General features: G+C 65.6%; 17 protein-coding genes. 7 read left to right on the top strand and 10 right to left on the bottom strand.

The features are described 5' to 3' along the window. Position 1 precedes the first annotated feature (1 nt). The 4 genes from HNR09_RS12735 to HNR09_RS12715 all read right to left on the bottom strand — a co-directional run bounded on the left by HNR09_RS12735 (position 2) and on the right by HNR09_RS12715 (position 7,512). On the bottom strand, positions 2–2,068 hold the full coding sequence (locus HNR09_RS12735; RefSeq protein ID WP_179542387.1) for a serine hydrolase: 2,067 nt from the start codon (positions 2,066–2,068) through the stop codon (positions 2–4). Between the two features lie 341 nt (positions 2,069–2,409). After that, positions 2,410–3,861 (bottom strand): P-loop ATPase, Sll1717 family, encoded by a 1,452-nt coding sequence (locus tag HNR09_RS12730; RefSeq protein ID WP_179542386.1) that lies wholly within the window; start codon positions 3,859–3,861, stop codon positions 2,410–2,412. 1,517 nt (positions 3,862–5,378) lie between these two features. Then, on the bottom strand, positions 5,379–7,199 hold the full coding sequence (locus tag HNR09_RS12720) for a DUF2075 domain-containing protein (protein ID WP_179542384.1): 1,821 nt from the start codon (positions 7,197–7,199) through the stop codon (positions 5,379–5,381). Continuing rightward, a complete protein-coding gene (locus HNR09_RS12715; RefSeq protein ID WP_378937056.1) occupies positions 7,186–7,512 on the bottom strand; it encodes a nucleotide pyrophosphohydrolase in 327 nt (108 codons plus the stop codon). The genes HNR09_RS12720 and HNR09_RS12715 overlap by 14 nt, the downstream gene beginning before the upstream one ends. A gap of 147 nt (positions 7,513–7,659) precedes the next feature. On the opposite strand from HNR09_RS12715, the gene HNR09_RS12710 reads away from it, so the two are divergent. After that, positions 7,660–9,165, top strand: a complete 1,506-nt coding sequence (locus HNR09_RS12710; protein WP_179542383.1) for an FAD-dependent oxidoreductase — start codon at positions 7,660–7,662, stop codon at positions 9,163–9,165. A 23-nt stretch (positions 9,166–9,188) separates the two neighbouring features. Here the strand turns inward: HNR09_RS12710 and HNR09_RS12705 are convergent, their stop codons facing one another. After that, positions 9,189–10,382 carry an MFS transporter gene (locus HNR09_RS12705; RefSeq protein ID WP_179542382.1) on the bottom strand — a complete coding sequence of 398 codons (1,194 nt, stop codon included), beginning with the start codon at positions 10,380–10,382 and terminating at the stop codon, positions 9,189–9,191. Positions 10,383–10,464: 82 nt separating this feature from the next. Here HNR09_RS12705 and HNR09_RS12700 point away from each other — a divergent pair, with 82 nt between their 5' ends. The 5 genes from HNR09_RS12700 to mmsB all read left to right on the top strand — a co-directional run bounded on the left by HNR09_RS12700 (position 10,465) and on the right by mmsB (position 15,052). Then, the gene (locus tag HNR09_RS12700) at positions 10,465–11,097 is read left to right on the top strand and encodes an NUDIX domain-containing protein (protein WP_179542381.1); all 633 of its coding nucleotides are present in this window, start codon (positions 10,465–10,467) and stop codon (positions 11,095–11,097) included. A gap of 173 nt (positions 11,098–11,270) precedes the next feature. Then, positions 11,271–11,756, top strand: coding sequence for a helix-turn-helix domain-containing protein (locus HNR09_RS12695; RefSeq protein ID WP_179542380.1), 486 nt, complete (start codon positions 11,271–11,273; stop codon positions 11,754–11,756). A 4-nt stretch (positions 11,757–11,760) separates the two neighbouring features. Continuing rightward, complete coding sequence (locus HNR09_RS12690) at positions 11,761–12,327, top strand: VapC50 family PIN domain-containing toxin (protein WP_179542379.1); 567 nt, start codon at positions 11,761–11,763, stop codon at positions 12,325–12,327. Positions 12,328–12,518: 191 nt separating this feature from the next. Beyond that, the gene (locus HNR09_RS12685) at positions 12,519–14,015 is read left to right on the top strand and encodes a CoA-acylating methylmalonate-semialdehyde dehydrogenase (protein ID WP_179542378.1); all 1,497 of its coding nucleotides are present in this window, start codon (positions 12,519–12,521) and stop codon (positions 14,013–14,015) included. Between the two features lie 101 nt (positions 14,016–14,116). Further along, complete coding sequence (mmsB, locus tag HNR09_RS12680; protein ID WP_179542377.1) at positions 14,117–15,052, top strand: 3-hydroxyisobutyrate dehydrogenase; 936 nt, start codon at positions 14,117–14,119, stop codon at positions 15,050–15,052. A gap of 34 nt (positions 15,053–15,086) precedes the next feature. Here the strand turns inward: mmsB and HNR09_RS12675 are convergent, their stop codons facing one another. Further along, positions 15,087–15,593 (bottom strand): MarR family winged helix-turn-helix transcriptional regulator, encoded by a 507-nt coding sequence (locus tag HNR09_RS12675; RefSeq protein WP_179542376.1) that lies wholly within the window; start codon positions 15,591–15,593, stop codon positions 15,087–15,089. 331 nt (positions 15,594–15,924) lie between these two features. Between HNR09_RS12675 and HNR09_RS12670 the strand changes: the two genes are divergently transcribed. Beyond that, positions 15,925–17,130 carry an acyl-CoA dehydrogenase family protein gene (locus tag HNR09_RS12670; RefSeq protein ID WP_179542375.1) on the top strand — a complete coding sequence of 402 codons (1,206 nt, stop codon included), beginning with the start codon at positions 15,925–15,927 and terminating at the stop codon, positions 17,128–17,130. 53 nt (positions 17,131–17,183) lie between these two features. Here the strand turns inward: HNR09_RS12670 and HNR09_RS12665 are convergent, their stop codons facing one another. From HNR09_RS12665 to HNR09_RS12650, 4 genes are all read right to left on the bottom strand, one after another. Beyond that, positions 17,184–18,455: a glutaminase gene (locus HNR09_RS12665; RefSeq protein ID WP_179542374.1), complete on the bottom strand. Its 1,272-nt coding sequence runs from the start codon at positions 18,453–18,455 to the stop codon at positions 17,184–17,186. 127 nt (positions 18,456–18,582) lie between these two features. Continuing rightward, positions 18,583–19,449, bottom strand: a complete 867-nt coding sequence (locus HNR09_RS12660; protein WP_179542373.1) for a ribokinase — start codon at positions 19,447–19,449, stop codon at positions 18,583–18,585. Next, the gene (locus HNR09_RS12655) at positions 19,446–19,610 is read right to left on the bottom strand and encodes a hypothetical protein (RefSeq protein ID WP_179542372.1); all 165 of its coding nucleotides are present in this window, start codon (positions 19,608–19,610) and stop codon (positions 19,446–19,448) included. The genes HNR09_RS12660 and HNR09_RS12655 overlap by 4 nt, the downstream gene beginning before the upstream one ends. Positions 19,611–19,935: 325 nt before the next feature. Beyond that, on the bottom strand, positions 19,936–22,194 hold the full coding sequence (locus HNR09_RS12650) for a polyribonucleotide nucleotidyltransferase (RefSeq protein ID WP_179542371.1): 2,259 nt from the start codon (positions 22,192–22,194) through the stop codon (positions 19,936–19,938). Positions 22,195–22,227: the final 33 nt, after the last annotated feature.

The raw sequence follows: 22,227 nt of genomic DNA, 5'->3' as shown, positions 1-22,227 counted from the left end.
ATCAGCTGTCGCTGATGTACATCGGGGCCACACTCCCGCGGAGCTTTGCCCGACTAAGTCCGCGCCGGTGCAGGGTCAGCCCGAGCTCACCGAAGATCCGAGCCGCGTCGCGTCCGGTGCGCGTCGGCGCCTCGGGAGCGGCTTCGGTGGGGCCGGCAGGCACGTAGGCGGCCATCCACAGCACCCCTCCCTGCGTGGGCTCCACGCCGGGACGGCGGGTGATGAGCACGGACGTCCAGCCCTCAGGGTGGGTCTCGGCGTCAGCGTCGTCGTGGGCGTCGGAGGCTCCGTCCGCAGCCGGGGTCCTCGGGCCCCGGGTCTCCAGCCCGGAGACCGTCCACTGGGGCACCTTCTTCGGCCCGTAGCCGGGCAACGCCCAGGCGAGCCCTGCAGGTTCGAAGACCGGGGACATCCAGCCCAGCATGCGGCTCGCGGCAGACGGAGCCACGAGGGGTTCTCCGCGGTCGGGCAGTTCTTCACCGAGGAGCCCGCCATAACCGGTGACGAGCATGAGAAGCTGCCGCAGCTCGTGGGGTGAGGTCTCTCCAGTCAGCAGGTCGCCACGGGCGGCCCCCCAGTCTTCGAACCCGGTGATCTGGGTGTGAATCAGGGTCTGGCCCGGAGGGTTGAACCTTTCAAGGAACCCACGGGTCTCGGCGAGAAGGTCCACTCCCCTGGCCTCCAGGGCGTCCCGCACGGCCAAGGAGGTCGCGGCGTCAGAGGTGCGGATGATGAGCCCGAGTGCGTCGTGCAGGCTCAGCGTCAGCTCGTCCGCGGCTTGGCCCGCGCCCTGGCCCGTACCAGCGTTCTGGCCGGAACCGGGCGAGATATGCAGCGGCCCGACGGCGGCGCGGCGCCGGTGCTCGGCGGTCAGGGTCACCGACGCCTCCAGCAAGCCGGGATCCGCGGCCTCACGTTGAGCGAGGGCGAGCGCGGCGAGGAACTTCCCGGAGCCGGCGAGCGGGTGGAACTCCCGGTTGCTCACGACGTCCCGACCGATTTCGGCGTAGGTGGTGTCGCTGTCGGTGACTCCCCCGCTGGCCGCCAGCACGCCCTGGTGGGACATGACCGCCTCCAGTTGAGCGTCGGTGGCGCCGAGATCCTGATGGGGGTTCAGACGCAGGAGTTGGCGGGGTTCAGGCTGTCGCTCCCCCAGGTGCCACGCTTCGATCGTCTGCCCGATCTGGCCGAAGAGCTCGTAGGCGGCAATACGGCCAGGGGTCCCGTCGGGCAACTGGGTGGGGATGCTCTCGGCGAAGACCGCGACGGCGGCGACCGGGGCACCGTCGTCGGTGGTGGCGAGCCCGACCTGGGAGAGGCTGCGCAGGCCGCGGCCATTCTTCTCCCCGAAGCGCAGCGCAATGGTCTCCGCGCCGAGCAGGGGCGTGTAGAGGCCACGCATGAGTTCGACGGCGAATCGGCACAGCTCAGGGGTGAGATGCAGAAGTTCGGCGGCCTCGGTGCCCTGCGTGCCGCGGCCGAGCTGTGCAAGCAGGTGGGCCTGGTCGGCGGCGGTGGTGACGGTCGTCGCCTCGATGCTGTGATGCCAGGTCAGGTCGCCGCTGCGCGGGAAGATCTCCCGGTGCAGGGTGGCGCGCATGCCAATCCAGGCGCAGTAGTCGTTGACCTGCTGCAGAGCCGCGGCGGCGCGATCGTCCTGGTGCAGGCTGGTCGCCTCGGCGGCTGCGCCGATGGCGTCGAAGACGAGCTGAGTGCAGATGTTGTCCGAGGTGATCATCATCTGCCGCAGGTGGTCCTCGAGGCTGAGCTCGACGCCGGCGGCGAGGTCCTTCATGATGCCGGCCTGCACACCCTCGGCCATCTCCGCGGTGATGGGCAGCCGCTGGTCCAGGGACAGCTTTCCATGCTGGACCAGGGTGAGGCAGACCAGCAGCACGCTGACCTTCCGGGTGCTAAAGGACGCGACCTGGACGTCGGCGCCGTTGCCGATGGTGACGGAGTTCTTGGAAGACAGGTCCCGGATCTCCCAGTGGACTGCGAAGGGCTGCGCAGTGGTGAGGGCACGGATCCGCTGTTCGAGGCTAGTTGCCTGGCCCGGAGTTTTCATCTTTCTCCTCCCAGCTTCTGCGGTCCGCAAATTGTCTTGAACCCTTCTGAGGACGGTTCACGTCTGATGCGCACTGATCTAGGCACGAGGCGTAAGGAGTCAGGCATCGCACGTGACACCTGCGGTGAATGCGGAGCCTAAGATGACGCATCACTGGCGCGGGTCGAAAAGGGTTTCGATCCATGCGCCGAGCTCCAACGCTACTTCCGCAAGGTCAATCGCTTTTCGTCGATGCACCCCCGCGCTCATGCCGTGAGCGGTCCTTTTCCTGCGGTCCACCATGAATGACAACTCCCGCCGAAGTCGGGCGTCGTCGCTGTCTAGATACTCAGCAATGTCGTCTACGACTTGTCTCGCCAAGGCTTATTCCAAGCACGGGTAAGCGCATCGTGAAGCATGAATTTTCCGCGAGTAGTGAAGGCCCCACCAGAAGTTCTACGGAAAGTGAAATCTGTATGCTCTCCGGACTTGACTCCAATTCCACCAACTTCGAATAGCTGCTTAAGAAGCTTTTTGATTTCAGAAGGCTCCAATTCGCCTCTGAGCTCAGTAGTCATGTAATCCATTGTGAAAAGACGGCTTGGTGAAGCGCGCAGCGCATCCTGGAAGCTCGAGAGCTCCCGAGCCCTGTTGCTCGGCAAGATCCCTGCGAGATTATTAAATATCTCTCCAATAAAATACTCTTCGCAATATCTCTCAAGCGCTCTTTTAACCTTTTCAGGGTGAACCGGATGTTCGCTGGTGTGAACCTTCTGGAGATGAGACAGCAAGGCAACAATATCCCGAGGAAGGAGTCTCGTATTGTCGAGAATTATCTGAGATATATCATGATATGGGCCAAGCTCACCAGCCACGATTTTGCGCCCCAGGTACTGTTTAGTAATATCTCTTACCTGGGGATGCATAACAGCAGCCTTTGTGCTGACAAGTTTCCAGAGATGGTTCTTCGCACCAATCCCGTTTAAGTGCCAGTCTAGATAGATAAAATGCTCTTTGAGCTTATTGGTTTCAGGATCTGGAACCATGTCGATGATATCCGATCTACCCGCAACTGCAACTGTAATCGGCAACCCCGCACCGCGCAACGCGTGATTAACCGTCGACATGGCCGACAGGAGACCCGCAAGAGACGTCCACTGATCACTGACTTCGAAGAAGAACGAATCGAGCCCATCTACAGCAATTAGGTGTCTCGAATCTGTCTTGGATTTTATAACGGATTCGCGCAAATCACTGGAAACCTCAAGAGTAGTTACCGACTCTCGGTTAAATCTCAGGCTTCCCTGCAGCAACTTTAGGTCTGCGCCGAGACCACCACCTGTCCACCTATTTACGCTAACCGACCAGTCAGATCCAATGAATCCCGCTCTTTTGAGGCGCTTAAATAGCGCAACAAACTCATGACTCAAGCTGGCGCCTACATCATTGTTCAGAGACTCAACCACTCTGAGCCAAAGAAGAAACTCCCAGGAGGTACGCGCTCTTGCGGGCCCTTTAGAGATATCTTGAGTTATTTCTGCAACATCGGCAATCGGGAAATTCGAGAGATCCCAGTACTCGAAAAATCTGTCATGACGATCCTGCCATGTCAGCCTAAGGTTCTCAAGGACCGCAGATTTCCCGGAACCTTTCGGCCCCAAGATCCCCCACGTATTCCCTGTGGATAGCCCGTACGCGGCGTTTTGGTAATCGAAATAGCCTTCCGTGAGAAGCTCCGGCTGTAGCTGAGCTTCTTCGCGAGCATCTAGATGCCCGAAGTTGAGGACACTGAATCGAGGGAGCATGTCGGCCATACTCTGAGAGTAGTACGTACGTCGGTATATTGAAACGCCACAGGTTACGTGCAGCTGTCCTATGAGGCGAGATCTGCTGTCCCAGGTAGCCCAGTGGAACTGCTCGTACTCTACCGTTGTCAGATCGCTGTTGCTCCTGAGAAGTCGTTGTTGAGTCCGCCAATCACCCGTTCTCCCGGTGGCGAGTCCCATGGTTCATCGCGGATGAGGATGAAAATCTTACAGGGTGGAGGTGGACACTTGGACGTCGAGGTGTCCGGAAGAGGAAAGTTCCTACCACACCCATCTGGAAGACTTCGTCCCCTCCAACCCTACGTTCACTACCCTTTGCATCGGTGGCCTCACGATGGCGGGCCAGCTGGATCTGGTGGCCACCAGCCGACGCCTCGAACAATGCAGAGGCCGCCAAGACGACCCGTCGCCCAGAGCTGCGGAGCCCAAAGGGCTCAACGCGAGCCAGCGTGCTCCGGAAGTTGGTGCGAGTGCTTCCAGATCGAATGCCCCACTGAGCTCTGGGTCCGGGGCGAAACTGCTGAAGGTTCAGGCCGTGTTCCTTGAGACCGTCCTGACGGACCTCGACCTGAGCACTGTTAGCTCGCGCAGCAACTTGTTGGTCGCGGTGCATATGTTGTCGTTGAGAGATCCCTAATAAAGCCCGGGAACGTATCGAACTGCTGCCTATCAATGGCGGGTGCCGCAGATGGCGGGAACACCACCCAGTCATCAATCGCATCCTTTGGAAGCTCCACAACGGCGCACCGTAGCGAAACCCGCCCGGACGCAACGAGCCGGGAACTCGCCCCTACTGCGACGGATCTGGGCGAGCGGTGGAACTGGGAAGAAGACCCTCGAGCACGTCATGGTCGATGAGGACGCCGTCAGCGGCATCGAATGGGTCATCAGTGTCGGAGCCTCCGCAGTGTAAGTTCAATTGCATGGTGCTGGGACCGCGATAACGGGCAGCCCGTCAGAAGCACCCCCCCCCCTGGCAGGAGAATACACAGGTCGCTCTCGAGAAGGACTGACTTCCACAATCACCCGGCCGCCGGCTCGCGTGGACTGCCGAACAGCATCATCTTCACTACCGGCCAGGCAGGGGTAACCGCAACTGATCCCGCTACTCGAGCAGGTCCGTATAGGCGCGATGGCCCGGGGCGGCCACGGATGAATCCCGATGAGGTCATCATGGACAAGGCAGACTCGCATCCCCCGACCCGGTCGGCGTTAGGAGCCCACAGGATCCGCTTCATTAGCCCTGAACGTGTTGATCAGCATATCGGCCGAAAAGCCAAGCGGGCATCCGCTGGCAGGCCATCAGCGTTCAGTCCGGAGTCCTTTAGGGGCCGGAATGTCATTGAGAGGTGGTTCGGCTGCCTCAGACATTTCCGCGGACTAGCCACCAGGTACGCAGACGCGCGGCGGACTACATCTCTGAAGTCATCATCGCAGGCATCGTCTTGTGGCTACGACAACTTGCAGGAGTCGCCCTACCTGGCACTACCTGACACTCGACACGTTCAGTTCCGCCGTTGGTGCGAGTCATTATGGAGAGCGTGATATTCAGTTCCAACCGCTTCGTTACACGTGAGATCTGCGGGAGCCGGGATGCCTTCTGCATCCGGAATGAACCGGCTGAAGTATCGCCGCAGAGCGGGATCACACACGTAGACGAAGGTCCCTCGGATTCCGCGCGTCATGAGGACCCGATAGATGTTGAGGACGTACTCCCGGATGTCCTCATCGCTATAGACGATTCCCCGGCTCGGATTGTTCTGCTTCCCACGCTTGTCGAAGTAGTTCGATCTGTCGAACTTCACTTCGCCACTCTCCTCGTCATAGCGCAGATCCGGTCCGATGATCACTCCGGCGTAGTTGAGGTCGTAGCCCTGGAGTGTGTGGATGGATCCGACCTCGTGCAACGACTTCGGCGCATTCACCCAGTCTGTGTCCTTTGAGTTCCAACGCAGCGAACAGCCATCGAGGTGGATGTCGTAGGCAGACTTGTCCTCTTTGCTCGCCCATGGCCATGCGAATCCAGCAGCAAGCCGGGCCAGGCCATGGACTGCATCCAGCTCCTTGATTCGGCGGTGCATGGCACTGACGTCCGAGAACATGAGGAATTCGTACTCGCCGACCTCCGCAGGAGCCGTTGCTCGCCCCTGGAGAAGCGCTCGCACGTGGGGGATGTAACCGTCTCCAGCCCGCAGGCGCAGCTGCGAGGCCAGCGTGTGGTGGTGCCCTACCGCCCCTGATCGAGAGATCACTTCGTCGAGGACGGACCGCGGCAGATCGGCTGGACGCACGCTCTGTTCTGGATCGACGAGAAGAACCTGTGTGTCGCTCTTCGCGATGATCCAGTCCAGCTGAGTGAGGTCAGGGGCATCTGCTCCGAAGAGGCGCTCGTTGATCTCCCGGAATCTGGTGTTCTGACGAGCCGACGGCTGGTTGGCCCGATGGTTGAGGCGGTGGACCTCATCCACGATCAAGACTGAATAGTGCTTGTCACCGGCACCGACTGCGAACGGGTCGACCACCATGTCCGGGGACAGCTGCTTCGTCTGTCCGAAGACTCGACGGATCGATTCTCGCAACGACTGTTGTGGGACGACCAGTCCTACATCGCCCGTGCTCACATTGGCCCGGAAGCTCGGGGTGAAGAACTCGGCGAATCGGCCATCGGGATCGATGTCCTCGGCCATCTCCTCGTCCGTCACAGTCGCCAAGTCTTGAAGCAGCTTCATGAGGTAGACCGCGACGATCGTCTTCCCGGTCCCGGGGTCACCTTCCACAACGATCGACCTCGGTACCCCTGGCCCCGCGTCCCAGGTAGCACCCAGGCTCCTCAGGACATCCTCAACGGCGAGCGCCTGCTCGGGTGTGAGCGTTTTGAACGGGGACAGCTTGAACAGGTCGGACTGCTCGATCTCAGGTATCGACCGCTCGAAGAGGCCCTGGTCCCGCAGCGTCGAGAAGATCTCCTCGAAATCGCCTCGACGGACTGCGCGATCATGGTAGTCGGCATCGACGATTCCGTGGTTTCGGTTCAGCAGCCGGTACTTGCCGTCTCCCGCGAACAATCGGATCAGAAAACTCTCCAGGTCCAGAGCGGCGGACTTGTTGAAGCGCTCATGCAGCACCACGCGCACGGCGTGGAGGTGATTCTTCGTCTCACTGTCGCGATGCTGGCGGAGACGCTTGATCGCACTGAGGGTCTCCCCGACGTATATCTCGTGGCCGTCATCGAGTGTGTAAACGACGGGCCAATTGTGCAGTCGGGACTCGGGCTCCGCCGGCGGCGGACTGTTCAGGCTGATCGTCTCGATGCTAAAGCCGGTCATACTTCGTGCTCCGGCCTCTCGCCTTGTCCACGGGATACTTCGTCCGCGTGTGCTGCAACTTCTGCAGAACAAGTTCCTCGGGGTTCGCACCCAGCCTGTCGGCGAGCAGGAGGCAGTAGGTCAGGACGTCGGCCAGTTCGCTTTGGACACGCTCCGCGTCGCCAGTTTCCCCGGACCATTGGAAACACTCCAACAGTTCGCCTGACTCGATGGCGATGCTCTTGGCCAGGTTCTCCGGCGAATGGAACTGTGCCCATTCACGTTCTTGGACGAAATTTCGCAGTTCTGACAACGCGTCTTCCACGTTGCTCACGCTATCAGTCCTCCTTCAGTCCTCAAGCCCGGGGCCAACGTTCCTGAGGGCGTTCGAGGAGCTGCCGCGCCTCAGCTCTGGACGCCGATGTGGTGCCGACACCAGGATGGGCACCAGACCATCGCACCCGGCTGCGCGGAGGATTCCATGCGTTCCTATTGGCTCGACACCTCCCCCACCATCACACCGACCAACACCGGGTTCATCTCCCGGGACCGCTATGACGTCGTCGTCGCCGGGGCGGGCCTGACTGGGCTGACCACTGCGGTGCTGCTGGCCCGGGCCGGCAAGCGCGTGGCCGTGTTGGAGGCCCGCTCGGTGGGCGCGGTGGCCACCGGGAACACCACCGCCAAGCTCTCCCTGCTGCAGGGCAGCGTGCTCTCGGGCATCCGGGAGCACCAGGCGGATGACATCCTGCGCGCGTATGTGGAGGCCAATCGGGAGGGTCAGGCCTGGCTGCTGCGCCACCTGGACGAGCACAAGGTCTCCTACCAGCGGCGGGACGCGTTCACCTACGCCACCACCGAGGACGGCGTCGCCACCCTCCGTCGGGAGCTGGAGGCCTGCCAGACCGCCGGTCTGGATGCCCAGTGGGCCGATGCCACCGAGCTGCCGTTCGAGGTGGCCGGGGCGATCCGAATGCCCGATCAGGCCCAGTTCCACCCGATGCCGGTGCTGCAGACCCTGGCGAATGAGCTCATCGATCGGGATGGTGAGCTGATCGAAGGCGTCCGGGTCACCGGAGCCGACCACCACCGGTCGCTGACGGTGCAGACCAGCGCCGGCGACGTCGAGGCCGACCACCTGGTGCTGGCCACCGGGGTGCCCGTGCTGGACCGAGGCGGGCACTTCGCCACGCTCTCCGCCCATCGCTCCTACGCGCTGACCTTCCGGCTGCCCGAGGGGTCCTCCCCTGTGCAGGGGATGTACCTCAGCGTCGACTCCCCGGATCGCACCCTGCGCAGTGTGCCGGCAGCCGACGGGAGCGAGCTGCTGCTCATCGGTGGCAATGACCACTCCGTCGGCCGGGCGACGTCCCACTCCGGCGCCGTCGCAGATCTCGAGACCTGGGCCCGGGAGCACTTCCCGGGTGCCGAGCGCACCCACGCGTGGTCCGCCCAGGATTACCGCAGCATCCACCAGCTCCCACTCCTCGGTACGCTCCCCCACAGCGAGGGCACGGTCTTCTTCGCCACCGGGTTCAACAAATGGGGCATGACCAACGGGGTCGCCGCCGCGCTGGCCATCACCTCCCAGATCCACGGACACTCCCCCAGCTGGGCGGAGGCGTTGAGCGAGCGCGTCACCAGTGCCGCCGACGTCGCCACCGGCTTCAAGGACAATCTCTCCACGGGCATGCACATGGCCACCGGCTGGGCCTCGGCCGAGCTGACCTCCCTGCCCCATGACGCCCCCGCGGAGCGCCAGGGCGTGGTGGGGCAGCGTCACGGCCGGCCGCTGGGCGTCTCCACCGTGGAGGGCACCACCTGCGCGGTCTCCGCCATCTGCCCGCATATGGGCGGGATCCTGCGCTGGAACGACGCCGAGCACACCTGGGACTGCCCGCTGCACGCCTCCCGCTTCGCCCCCGACGGCACACGGCTCGAGGGCCCGGCGCTTCACGACCTCAGCCGTCCCCACGACGAAGAGTGACACCGCTCCCGCCGAAGTCCCGCCTACCGGGTGAGGTGATCCGTGAACCGCATATGCACCGTGCGCAGGATCGCGACGACGACGGCAGCTCCCGCCAGCACGAACAGCGGCAGCGAGGGGCCCAGCGCAGGGTCGAGGGCCTCCAGCAGCACCGGCAGTCCGAAGCCCAGATAGGTGAAGGTGTAGTAGACACCGATGACCAGGCCCCGCGACGCCGGCGGCGCCAGCCGATCCACATCGACCAGGCCCTCACGCAGGCACAGGCCATAGGCCGCACCCAGGATGAGGATCGCCACGATGAACAGCCACACCGGCGGCGCCTGACCGCCCACCCCGACCAAGGTGAACCCGATCCCGGCCAGCAGGGCCCCGGCCACCCCGGTCACCGGTCCCCACCGTCCTCGCCGGGCGAGCACCTGCAGTCCCAGCCCCGCGCTGAACGCCAGGGCGGCCGCGGCCCCGGGCAGCAGCATGCGCAGCTCCTCGGAGACCGGCAGGCGCGCAGGCAGGACGACGAACGCCACGGTGGCGCAGGAGAACACCCACAGAGCCATCGGCAGCGCCGCAGAGAGTGCCCTGAACGCACTCCGCTGCGGCCCAGGGGCTGACCTCGCCTGTTCCCCGGCCTCAGCGCCCCGTGTGGGCGCGGCGGCCCCCTTCCCGGCGAGCAGCGCCGCGGCCACCGCGAGGAGTGAGAGCGCCGCCGTCGTCGCGTACGGGACCGTCAGCCGCGCCGTGCCGGAGAACACGACGGCGAGCGCCCCGGTGATCACCGGGCCGGCGGCAAAGCCTGAGGTCAGGATCAGCCCGGCGAGCGCCGCGCCGTTCATGCCGCGGACATTCGCGGCCCAGGCGGTGCCGGCGCTTACGGCCAGGCCTACCCCGACGCCGACGATGAGCCGGCCGGTGAGGATGAACGGCTCCGTGTACCCGCACATCATCACCAGATTGCCCAGAGCCGCGGTGAGGCCCCCTGCCAGGACGACAGGACGGGGTCCGATCCGGTCTGCCAGACCGCCGCCGCCCAGCAGCCCGGGCAGCAGGCCGACTGCGTAGATGCCGAAGGCGGCGTTCACCGCCACCGCGGACAACGGGCCCTCCACCCGCAGCACCGGAAGCATCGACGCGAAGTGATTGGCGGCCCATCCTGCGCTGAACAGCAGCAGAGCCACGATCCAGAAGCCCGTCCCCGCTGCGCCGCGCTGCCGCTGTGCCATCTGCTCCGCCTCTCGTGTCTGCTGTGCACAACATACAAGCAGACATCACCAGCCTCCTCCGGCCCAGGGTTAGGCTGACCCCATGGCGCTCCACGACTCCCCCGCCCACAAGCCGGTCGACACCTCCGTCATCCACCATGACGCCCGCCTGTTCACCCTGGTCGAGGACTCGTTCCGCTTCGGAGCCGAGCAGCAGACCCTGCGCCGGGCCTACTTCAAGCATCTTGGGGCGGTGGCCGTGCTGCCGGTGGACGAGCAGGACCGCGTGCTGTTGATCGGCCAGTACCGCCACCCGGTGCGCATGCACCTGTGGGAGGTCCCCGCCGGGCTGCTCGACGTCGAGGGTGAACCCATGCTCGAGACCGCCCAGCGGGAGCTGCTCGAGGAAGCAGACCTGCGGGCCGAGAGCTGGCACACCTTGGTGGACTACTACACCAGCCCCGGCGCCTCCGATGAGGCCATCCGCATCTACCTGGCTCAGGGATTCAGCGCAGTCCCGGAGGCCGAGCTGCACGCCCGGGAGGCGGAGGAGTCAGAGATCGTGCCCACCTGGGTGCCCCTGGCCGAGGCGGTGGATGCGGTGCTCTCCGGACGGATCCACAACCCCTCCGCCGTCGTTGGGATCCTGGCGCTGCACGCGGTGCGCACCGGTGCCGGCAGGCTCCGCGACGCCCGGGCGCCGTGGGCGGACCAGCCGCGCGGCGTCGCCCCGTAACCAGCATCGAGTGGCCACGAATCCCTGTACTTGCCCTGGGACACGCCGGTGCGGGACCCCAGATACCGTGATTCATGGCCACTCGATGCTGTGCCGGCCGCGGTGCAATGGCGCTGAGAACGATCGCCATCCCATGTGTTTCGAATATTTCGAATACGGGATAGAATGGGAGTATGACGACTCCAGCCCTCGAACGAGCCACCGTAGCGCCGAATCCCGCTGTCGAAGACGACATCCAGAAACTTGCCCAGTTCGTCAAACGCGCCCCGTCAACGGCCGGACAGCAAGCACCGTGCCTCGTATCCCCGACCGGCGAACGGCAGGAAATTCCTGCCGAGGTGTACGACATGCTGACCCTCATCGTGGACGCGCTGTCTGCAGGACGTGGAGTCTCCATCGTGCCGACCGATGCCCAGTTGACCACCCAGCAGGCGGCCGATCACCTCGGCATCTCGCGCCCGACACTCGTGAAGCTGCTCGAACACGGCGACATCCCGTTCACCAAGGTTGGCCGGCATCGCCGCGTGAAGCTGGAAGACCTCATCGACTACGAGAACAGAGCACGTCAGGAGCGACGCCAGGCCCTTGACGCGTTGACCGCAGAGGCAGCCGCCGACGGCACCTACTTCACGCCGACGACATCGACCTCCACGAGGTGACGAGGTGACGCTCCCCGTACTCGTCGACGCCTGTGTACTGATCCCCATGCCCACGACGGATCTGATGATGCGGATGGCCGATGCGCGGCACTTTCGCCTCCTCTGGTCCCAGGACATCCTCGAAGAAGTGGAGAAGAACCTCGTCACTCAGCTCAGGCTGAGCCCCGAAGCAGCACGGCGACGTGTCTCAGCCATGCGGGAGCACTTTCCCGATGCCATGGTCGAGGACTACGCGAATCTGATCCCGGCCATGACGAACGAGGAGAAGGACAGACATGTCCTCGCAGCAGCCATTCGAGCGAACGCTGAACTCATCGTCACGTCGAACACCAAGGACTTTCCCGTCACGTCAGTCGGGCCCTACGAGATCGACGTCCGCACACCCGACGACTTCTTGTTGGACCAGCTGGACCTGCACCCTGATGACGTCCTCCAGATCACCTTCGACATCGTCGCTCAGATGCAGAATCCATCGATGACTTTGGAGGGGTACGCGCAAGCGCTCCATGACACCATGGACCTCCCCCTCTTCGCGACAGAACTCACACATCTGCGGTCGAGAAAGGCCTGACTCCAACCGCGGGGAGACGGCCGGCCGTCGGGATCTTGGACCTGCATACGGTGCGCACCGCTACCGGACCACACGCGCGCCGTCGCACCTCTGAGGCCGCACGGTCACCCTGATAGTTGCACGTCCAATGACGTGAGCCTAGGGTGACGAGTGAGAGGCACCTCACACTCAGCGCACGAAGGAGCATCCCCATGCCCGAACTGTCCCACTTCATCCACGGAGAGCATGTGCGCGGGACCTCCGGCCGTCACCGCGAGGTCTTCAACCCGGTGCGCGGCGAGGTCTCCTCCCATGTGCCGCTGGCCTCCCGCGATGAGGTCAGCCGGGCCGTCGACTCCGCCCAGCGCGCGTTCCCGCAGTGGTCAGGCATGAACCCCCAGCGGCGCGGCCGCATCCTGCTCAAATGGGTCGACCTGATCCAGACCCACCGCGACGAGCTCGCCGAGACGCTCTCGAACGAGCACGGCAAGACCTTCGACGACGCCAAGGGCGACATCCAGCGCGGCGTGGAGGTCGTGGAGTTCGGCGCCGGAGCCCCGCACCTGCTCAAAGGCGAGTTCTCCCACGACGTCGCCACGGGGATGGACGTGCACAGCCTGCGCCAACCGCTGGGGGTGGCCGCCGGGATCACTCCCTTCAACTTCCCGGCGATGATCCCGCTGTGGAAGGCCGGGATCGCCCTGGCGGCCGGCAACACCTTCATCCTCAAGCCCTCCGAGCGTGACCCCTCCGTGCCGCTGCGCCTGGCCGAGCTGGCCCTGGAGGCAGGCATGCCCCCGGGCACCCTGAACGTCGTCAACGGAGACAAGGAGTCGGTGGACGCGCTCATCGAGGATCCCCGGGTCAAAGCCGTGGGTTTCGTGGGGTCCACTCCGATCGCGCAGTCCATCTACGCGTCCGCCGCCGCCCACGGCACGCGCGCCCAGTGCTTCGGCGGTGCGAAGAACCACATGGTGATCATGCCCGACGCCGACCTCGACCAGGCCGCGGATGCCCTGATCGGCGCCGGCTTCGGCTCGGCCGGCGAACGGTGCATGGCGATCTCCGTCGCTGTCCCGGTCGGTGAGGCCACCGCCGAGGCCCTCCGGGAGAAGTTGGTGGAGCGCATCAGCAAGCTCACCGTGGGCCCCTCCTTGGACCCCACCAGCGACTTCGGCCCCGTGGTGGGCGCCGACGCCAAGGCGCGCATCGAGGACTACATCGGGGTGGGCGTGGACGAAGGCGCCGAACTCGTCGTCGACGGCCGCGGCGCCACCGTCGAGGGCTACCCGAACGGCTACTGGGTCGGCGCCACGCTCTTCGACCGGGTCACCCCCGTGATGCGCATCTACCGGGAAGAGATCTTCGGCCCGGTGCTGACCATCGTGCGCGCCGCCGACTACAACGAGGCCCTGCGCCTGCCCAGTGAGCACGAATTCGGCAACGGGGTGGCGATCTTCACCCGCGACGGCGACACCGCCCGCGACTTCAGCTCCCGGGTGGACGTCGGGATGGTCGGGGTCAACGTGCCTATCCCGGTGCCCATCGCCTACTACACCTTCGGCGGCTGGAAGGCCTCCGGATTCGGCGACCTCAACCAGCACGGCACCGACGGGCTGACCTTCTACACCAAGACGAAGACCGTGAGCACTCGCTGGCCCTCCGGCATCAAAGAGGGCGCCAGCTTCATCATGCCCGAGGGAAGCTGACCCGTGGGCGACGCGACCTCTCCTCCTGACCCACCGTCCACCCCCGCGCTCCGCCCCGCATCAGACCCTATATCCGGCCCTGCACCCCTGGAGGCACACTCATGAGCACCGACGCTCCACAGACGACGTCGCACCCGACCGTCGCCTTCATCGGACTGGGCAACATGGGTGGGCCGATGGCCGCGAACCTGGTCAGCGCCGGCGTTCCGGTGCTGGGCTTCGACGTGGTCCCGGAAGCCATGGAGACCGCCCGCCACCACGGGGTGCAGGTGGTCACCGACCCGCTGGAAGCCGTCGCTCAGGCCGAGGTGGTCCTGACCATGCTGCCCTCCGGGCGGCACGTGATCTCGGCGTACCAGGAGACGCCCGGGCTGCTGGCGGCCGCCCGCCCCGACACCATCTTCCTGGACTGCTCGACGATCAACATCTCCGAGGCCCAACAGGCCGCAAAACTGGCCCAGCAGGCCGGCTTCCGCGCCGTCGATGCGCCGGTCTCCGGCGGCGTGGTCGGCGCGGAGGCCGGGACGCTGGCCTTCATGGTGGGCGGCGAGGACGACGTCGTCGCCGCTGTGCGCCCGCTGCTGGACATCATGGGAGCCCGCGCCGTCCATTGCGGCGGCAACGGCCTGGGCCAGGCCGCCAAGATCTGCAACAACATGATCCTCGGCGTCACCCAGATCGCGGTGGGCGAGGCCTTCGTGCTCGGGGAGAAGCTGGGGCTGACCCATCAGGCGCTCTTCGACGTCGTCTCCAAGGCCTCCGGACAGTGCTGGGCGCTGACCACCAACTGCCCCGTCCCCGGACCGGTGCCGACCTCCCCGGCGACCCGCGACTACCAGCCTGGATTCGCCGGCGCCCTGATGGCCAAGGACCTCACGCTGGCCACCAACGCGCTGGACGAGCAGTCGGTGGACGCGCAGTTGGGCCGGCTGGCCGCCGCCATCTACTCCGAGTTCGCCGCAGGTGACGGCGCCCGGCAGGACTTCTCCGCGATCATCAACACCATCCGCGAGAACTCCTCCTCACCCGAGGCCTGAGGCACTTGCGCCCCGAGACCTGAGACGCCGGCGGTCAGTCGGCGAAGTCCCCCGCGCGCCGGCGGAACCGGGCGAGGATCGCGTTGAGGTCCTCGATCTCTGCCTCTTCGAAGCCGGTGGACTCGAACAACTGCTCGTTGAGCGCCTTCGTGGCGCGCTCCGCCACCTGCGTGCCCTCGGGCGTCAGCACCAGAAGCATCGCCCGCCGGTCCGACTCATGAGGCTGGCGCTGCACCAACCCCGCGGACTCCAGCCGGTCCACCGCGTTGGTGATCGATGTCGGGTGGACCTGGAGCAGCTTGCTCGCCTTGTTCATCGGCATGCGGTTCTCCCGCGAGAAGCTGAGCAGGGAGAGCACCTCGTACCGGGCGAACGTCAGCTTGAATGGCTTGAGGATCTCCTGGGCGCGGCCCAGCAGGATCTGCTGGGTGCGCATGATCGCCGTCACGGCCGCCGCAGGAGCTGCCGCTGACTCCCACCCGTGCCGCTCCCAGTTCCTCCTGACCTCAGCGATGGGGTCCTTGGCGAGGGGGTCGTGCATACAGGTCTCCTTCGGGAGTGGGGACGGCGAGCCCTTCTGCGGCAGGGACGACGGCCGGTCACCGCCGCGTGAGACCCGGCTCTTCCTCTCAAAACTCCGGGCGGGCCCCTGGTCCTGACCGCCCGGCCTGCGCGCTCCTCGTCGACATGACGCAGCTGGACGCGCCGAATCCTACCCGAGATGGCCTGGGGCAGCTCGATGCCCTTCGTGTCGATGTGTGATCGCAGTCACTCTAGAATATACTTGGAAGTCCTATAGTCGGTAAAGCCACCACCCATGGCACGCGCGACCAGCCCCACGAGGGCTCAGACCCCAGGAGACGGAGACGACGATGACGACACAGACCACCCCTGTGATCCAGGAACGGCCCCACAAGAGTGTCCCCAGCGAGGAGCACCTGGACCTGATGCAGCTGTCTCGCCACCTCGACGACGCCGAACAGGCGCGCCTCGCAGGCCTGACTCAGCATCTGCAGCAGACGGTGCGCCCTGCCGTCATCGAGCCCTGGAACGCGGAGGAGTTCCCGGACCACCTGCTCCCCGGGCTGGCTGCACTGGGACTCGGCGAGACGCTCGTCGACGGATCCTCCCCACTCTTCCAAGGCCTGGCCCACGCGGCCATCGCCCGAGCCGATGTCTCGCTGTCCGCGCTGCTGGGCATCCACAACGAACTGATCATCGGCACCATCCAGCAGCTCGGCTCCGAGGATCAGAGACAGCGCTGGCTGCCCCGGCTGCGCACCCTGGAGACCATCGGCGCATTCTGCCTCACCGAGCCGGAGCACGGCTCCGACATCGCCGGCGGGCTGGCCACCTCGGCGACCCTCTCGGACGGAGAATGGCGGATCCGCGGATCCAAGAGGTGGATCGGCGCCGGCACCATGGCCGACATCGCCCTGGTCTGGGCCCGAGACACGGCCGACGGCCAGATCAAGGGATTCCTGGTGCCGACCGGCACCCCCGGATACCGGGCGAGCACGATCCACGGCAAGACGGGCCTGCGCATCATGCAGAACGCCGACGTCGAGCTCGATGTGACCGTGCCCGAGGACGCCATACTGCCCGGGGCCACCTCCTTCTCCGTGACCAACCATCTCCTGATGTCCTCCCGGGCATGGGTGGGCTGGCAGGCCGTGGGAGCCCAGCAGGCGCTGTTCGACATCGCCAGCGGCTACGCACGTCAGCGGGAGCAGTTCGGCACTCCCCTGGCGTCATTCCAGCTCATCCAGGCTGCCCTGGCCCAGGTGGCCGGGAATCTCGCGGTCTCCACTGCCCTCATGGGCGAACTGAGCCGGCTCCAGGAAGAAGGTGCCCTCACCATGCTGCGGGCCTCGCTGGCCAAGGCCACGCTGACCAGGCTGGCCCGAGAATCCGCAGCAGCCGCCCGAGAGATTCTGGGCGGCAACGGCATCCTGAGCACCCACGAGATCGCGAAGGTCGCCGCGGACATCGAGGCGCTCTACACCTACGAGGGCACCCACAGCATCAACATGCTCATCGCCGGCCGAGAGCTCACCGGAATGTCCGCCTTCGTCTAGGACCCGGGATCCGGTGGGAGAGGCCCCTCGGGGACCCGCCCTGGCGGATCATCTCAGGCGAGAGCGGATTCGAGCCTCTCGGGGCTCCACCGCTCGATCCCTCGTCCACGGCTGTCCGTGAAGTCCTCGACCATGGACTCGGGGTCGACGATGACGATCCGATGCCCCTCATCCAGAAGCTTCGCCGCCATCTCGGAGGAGGTGCGTCGTGCCACGGGCAGCACCTCATCCACCCGTGCCATGTCGAAGACCACCACATCGGTGGTCGGCGGGGACTGGATGAGCTCATGGACCAGCGCCTCGATGCTGCTGAGCACCAGGTCTCCCTGAAGCACGTAGATCGTCGCCGGGCGCCCCTCCAGGGAGACGATGCGGGTCTCGCGCAGCGCCGACCTGGCTGGACGGCTCGCCTCCATGAGGTGAAGGCCCAGATCTTCGGACAGGCGCTGCATCATCTCCACACCACGGACGCTGTTGCCGTGCCCGTCCAACCGCGGAGAGAAGACCGCGACCCCCACCTGGCCCGGGAGGACACCGATGATGCCTCCGGCCACGCCGCTCTTGGCGGGGATGCCCACGCCGGTGAGCCAGTCGCCGGCGGCGTCGTACATCCCGCAGGACGCCATCACGCTGAGCAGGTGGCGGGTGCTCTCCCGGCACAGCAGCCTCTCCCCGGTCCGCGGCTGCACGCCCCCGTTGGCCAGGGTCGCCGCCATCAGCGCCAGGTCCGAGACCGTCACCGAGGCCGCGCACTGGCGGATGTATCCGGTCACCGACTCCTGCGGATCTCCGGCGAGCTGCCCTGAGGAGTGCAGCAGATACGCCAGTCCCAGGTTGCGGTCCCCCGTGGCGAGCTCGGAGGACGCCACCGCTTCATCGATCTCGATCGTCCGGCCCGACAGGCTGCCGAAGAACTTCAGAACCCGCTCCACCCTGGACTGCCCCTCAGAGGCGATGAGCGCATGGGTGGCGATGGCGCCGGCATTGATCATCGGGTTCCGGGGCTTTCCCGTCTCAGGATCCAGCGACAGCTCGTTGAAGGCCTCCCCGCTGGGCTCCACCCCGATGAGATCACGGACCCTCTCCAGCCCCTGATCCTCGATCGCCAACGCGTAGGCGAAAGGCTTCGACATCGACTGGATGCTGAACTGATGGTCCGCGTCCCCGCTGGCGTAGACCGTACCGTTGACGGTGCACAGGGCGACGGCGACCTTGTCAGGGTCGGCGGCGGCCAGCTCAGGGATGTAGTCCGCCGGCTCCCCCGAGGAGATGTGATCCGTCTCGGAGATCAGCGTGTCGAGGTAGTCCAGGATCGGGGAGCGCATCGATGTCCTCTCGAAGGTTGGGACGCCGGCGATCAGTGCAGATCAGCCGACGGGTCCACTCGGTGGAACGGTCCCCATCTTCCAGCGCTCTTCGCCCGCGGGCAAGCCCTTCGCGCACGCCGCGGATTCATACGGCGAAGTCCCGAGGATACGACGCCTGGGCACCTGGGCGGGTCGCCGCCTCGGCTGCGAAACGTGCCGCCGTCGCCCCTGCCTGGGACACCGTGTCACCACGGGTGAGGCGTCCCACCAGAGCTCCGGCGAAGGCGTCACCGCAGCCCGTGGTGTCGACCGCACGCACCGGCACCCCCGGCACCGAGACAACGTCCCCCTCCCGACCGTGGATCGTTGCTCCGTCCCCGCCGTGGGTGACCACCAGCGTCTCGACACCGAGCTGGTCTGCACGCGCACTCTCGGCCGACGCCTGGTCCCCGAGCAGTCTCGACGCCTCTCCGTCGTTCACCACGACCATGTCCACATCGGTCAGATCCAGGACCTGGCTCGGCAACGGAGACGCGTTCAGAGCCACCCGGACCCCGGCGGCACGCGCGCGGGCCGCGAGCCCGCCGACCGTCGCCAGCGGCACTTCCAAGCTCAACAGCAGCCAGTCGGCCCCGTCGAACACGTCCTCAGGGATGTGCTCCACGTGCAGCTGCGCATTCGCCCCGGGGACAACGACGATGGTGTTCTCCCCGTCGTCACGCACACTGATGAACGCAGAACCCGTCGGCCCTTGTCCCACGAGGACACCATCGGTGTCCACACCTGCTTCGCGGAGCACCCGCAGAGCCTCCGCCCCGGCGTCGTCGGAACCCACGCGGGCCACCAGACGACACTGCGCGCCGACCAGAGCAGCTGCCACTGCCTGATTCGCACTCTTGCCGCCGATCGTCCTCGTCACAGAGGACGCGCCCAGGGTCTCCCCTGGCTGGGGGAACTCGGGCAGCCGAATCGTCAGGTCCTCATTGATCGATCCCACGACCAGAAGCGTCATGCCGTCTCCTGTTCCCGGGCCGCCAGCTCACGCAGGAAGTGGACCACCGCCGCGCTCGGTCCCGGGGCGTCGACAGGTCGCAGACGCTCCGCGTGGGCGTGGCAGATGCCGTCCAGAACGTCGTCCACGACATCGTCCGGCTGTTTGAAGATCTTCTGCACGGAGCGGTCCTTTCGACAGAGGGCCGTGGTCGGGGCAGGCCGATGAGACCTCGGAGACGATGCCATCAGCGGCGCAGACGGCGTCGAGGTGCGCGCTTCGAACAGGTACGCGAAGAATTCCGCCCCTGGGGGCGGCTAACCTCGTCGTCCGGCGTCACATGTCCAGCATCACATATCCGGCAGATCCATCCGCCGAGGACCCTACGCACCTGCTGGGCGCTCGAGGCAGAGGATGCGGCCCCACACGACGAAGGCCGGTGGCCGCTCCCCGCAGGGAACGGCCACCGGCCTTCGTCAGCTCAGAGCTGGTGTCAGCTCAGCAGAGTCACTCGGAGTCGACCAGCACCTGGTTGACGGACTGCTTCTCCTCGCCGGAGCCGTCGTCCTCGGTCACCGGAGACAGCGACAGCTTGCCGCGGTCATCGATCTTGGTGATCTCGACCTGCAGCTTCTGGCCCACACCCACGACGTCCTCGACGTCGTCGACGCGCTTGCCGTCGTTGAGCTTGCGCAGCTCGGAGATGTGCAGCAGACCATCCTTGCCCGGGGTCAGCGAGATGAACGCACCGAAGGTGGTGATCTTCACGACCGTGCCCAGGTACCGCTCCCCCACCTCGGGGACCTGCGGGTTGGCGATCGCGTTGATCGCGCTGCGCGCGGCCTCTGCGGCTTCACCGTTGGTGGCGCCGATCAGCACGGTGCCGTCATCCTCGATGGAGATGTCGGTGCCGGTGTCCTCCTGGATCTGGTTGATCATCTTGCCCTTCGGGCCGATGACCTCACCGATCTTGTCCACCGGGACCATCACCGAGATGATGCGCGGCGCGAACTCCGACATCTCATCCGGAGTGTCGATCGCGGCGTTGATGACGCTCAGGATGTGCAGCCGAGCCTCACGTGCCTGCTTCAGCGCGGCACCCAGCACGGAGGCGGGGATGCCGTCGAGCTTGGTGTCCAGCTGGATGGCGGTGATGAACTCCTCGGTGCCTGCCACCTTGAAGTCCATGTCACCGAAGGCGTCCTCGACGCCCAGGATGTCGGTCAGCGCCGCGTAGCGGGTCTCACCGTCGACCTCATCGGAGACCAGACCCATGGCGATGCCGGCCACCGGAGCCTTCAGCGGCACACCGGCGTTGAGCAGCGACAGCGTCGAGGCGCAGACGGAGCCCATCGAGGTGGAGCCGTTGGAGCCCAGTGCCTCAGAGACCTGACGGATCGCGTAGGGGAACTCCTCACGCGAGGGCAGCACCGGCATCACGGCGCGCTCGGCGAGAGCACCGTGGCCGATCTCGCGGCGCTTCGGGCTTCCCACACGACCGGTCTCACCGGTGGAGTACGGCGGGAAGTTGTAGTTGTGCATGTACCGCTTCTTGGTCTCCGGCGACAGGCTGTCGATGGACTGCTCCATCTTCAGCATGTTCAGCGTGGTGACACCCATGATCTGGGTCTCGCCGCGCTCGAAGATCGCCGAGCCGTGCACCCGCGGCAGCACCTCGACCTCGGCGGTCAGCTGACGGATGTCCGTCAGCCCGCGGCCGTCGATGCGGAACTGGTCGCGCAGGATGCGCTGGCGGATGACCTGCTTGGTGACCGCGCTCAGCGCCTTGCCCACCTCAGAGCCGCGGCCCTCGAACTTCTGGCCCTCGCCGGCGAGCTGCTCGACGAGCTCAGCCTTCAGCTCGGCGTCGGCGGCGTCGCGGTCCTGCTTGTCCGCGATCTGGTAGATGCCGGTGAGCTTCTCCTCGCCGGCGGCCTTCACGGCCTCGAAGACGTCGTCCTCGTAGTCCACGAAGGTCGGCACCTCCACAGGCTCCTTGCCGGCACGGGCGACGAGGTCGGCCTGCGCCTCGCAGAGGACCTTGATGAACGGCTTGGCAGCCTCCAGGCCCTCGGCGACGACGTCCTCGGTCGGAGCGGTGCGGCCCTGGTCCTTGATGAGCTTCCAGGAGCCGTCAGTCGCCTCGGCCTCGACCATCATCACGGCGATGTCATCGCCGACGACGCGGCCGGCCACGACCATGTTGAACACGGCGTTCTCCAGCTGCGAGTACTTCGGGAAGGCCACCCACTGGGGGCCCTCGGAGTCGTGCACCAGAGCCACGCGCACGCCGCCGATGGGGCCGGAGAACGGCAGACCGGAGAGCTGGGTGGACAGCGAGGCGGCGTTGATGGCCACGACGTCGTAGAGGTCATCCGGGTTCATGGCCAGGATGGTCTCGACCACCTGGACCTCGTTGCGGATGCCCTTCTTGAAGGCGGGACGCAGCGGGCGGTCGATCAGCCGGCAGGCCAGGATCGCGTCCGTCGACGGGCGGCCCTCGCGGCGGAAGAACGAGCCGGGGATGCGCCCGGCGGCGTACATGCGCTCCTCGACGTCCACCGTGAGCGGGAAGAAGTCGAAGCCTTCGCGGGGGGACTTGCCGACCGTGGTGGCCGACAGGATGGTGGTCTCCTCGTCGAGGGTGACCAGAGTCGAGCCGGCGGCCTGCTTGGCCAGCCGCCCGGTCTCAAAGTTGATGGTACGAGTGCCGAACCGACCGTTGTCGATCACAGCCTCGGAATAGTGAACCTCGGGACCCTGCATAACAGGTGTCTCCTCTCAGTTGTCGAATAACCA

It is taken from the genome of Nesterenkonia xinjiangensis, assembly GCF_013410745.1.
In the GTDB taxonomy this organism is placed as follows: domain Bacteria; phylum Actinomycetota; class Actinomycetes; order Actinomycetales; family Micrococcaceae; genus Nesterenkonia; species Nesterenkonia xinjiangensis.
This window is presented reverse-complemented; position numbering and strand designations above follow the sequence as displayed.

Coding starts and splice junctions, on each gene's coding strand:
- HNR09_RS12735 (WP_179542387.1), bottom strand. CDS start 2,068: ATGAAAACTCCGGGCCAGGCAACTAGCCTCGAACAGCGGATCCGTGCC.
- HNR09_RS12730 (WP_179542386.1), bottom strand. CDS start 3,861: ATGGCCGACATGCTCCCTCGATTCAGTGTCCTCAACTTCGGGCATCTA.
- HNR09_RS12720 (WP_179542384.1), bottom strand. CDS start 7,199: ATGACCGGCTTTAGCATCGAGACGATCAGCCTGAACAGTCCGCCGCCG.
- HNR09_RS12710 (WP_179542383.1), top strand. CDS start 7,660: ATGCGTTCCTATTGGCTCGACACCTCCCCCACCATCACACCGACCAAC.
- HNR09_RS12705 (WP_179542382.1), bottom strand. CDS start 10,382: ATGGCACAGCGGCAGCGCGGCGCAGCGGGGACGGGCTTCTGGATCGTG.
- HNR09_RS12700 (WP_179542381.1), top strand. CDS start 10,465: ATGGCGCTCCACGACTCCCCCGCCCACAAGCCGGTCGACACCTCCGTC.
- HNR09_RS12695 (WP_179542380.1), top strand. CDS start 11,271: ATGACGACTCCAGCCCTCGAACGAGCCACCGTAGCGCCGAATCCCGCT.
- HNR09_RS12685 (WP_179542378.1), top strand. CDS start 12,519: ATGCCCGAACTGTCCCACTTCATCCACGGAGAGCATGTGCGCGGGACC.
- mmsB (WP_179542377.1), top strand. CDS start 14,117: ATGAGCACCGACGCTCCACAGACGACGTCGCACCCGACCGTCGCCTTC.
- HNR09_RS12675 (WP_179542376.1), bottom strand. CDS start 15,593: ATGCACGACCCCCTCGCCAAGGACCCCATCGCTGAGGTCAGGAGGAAC.
- HNR09_RS12670 (WP_179542375.1), top strand. CDS start 15,925: ATGACGACACAGACCACCCCTGTGATCCAGGAACGGCCCCACAAGAGT.
- HNR09_RS12665 (WP_179542374.1), bottom strand. CDS start 18,455: ATGCGCTCCCCGATCCTGGACTACCTCGACACGCTGATCTCCGAGACG.
- HNR09_RS12660 (WP_179542373.1), bottom strand. CDS start 19,449: ATGACGCTTCTGGTCGTGGGATCGATCAATGAGGACCTGACGATTCGG.
- HNR09_RS12650 (WP_179542371.1), bottom strand. CDS start 22,194: ATGCAGGGTCCCGAGGTTCACTATTCCGAGGCTGTGATCGACAACGGT.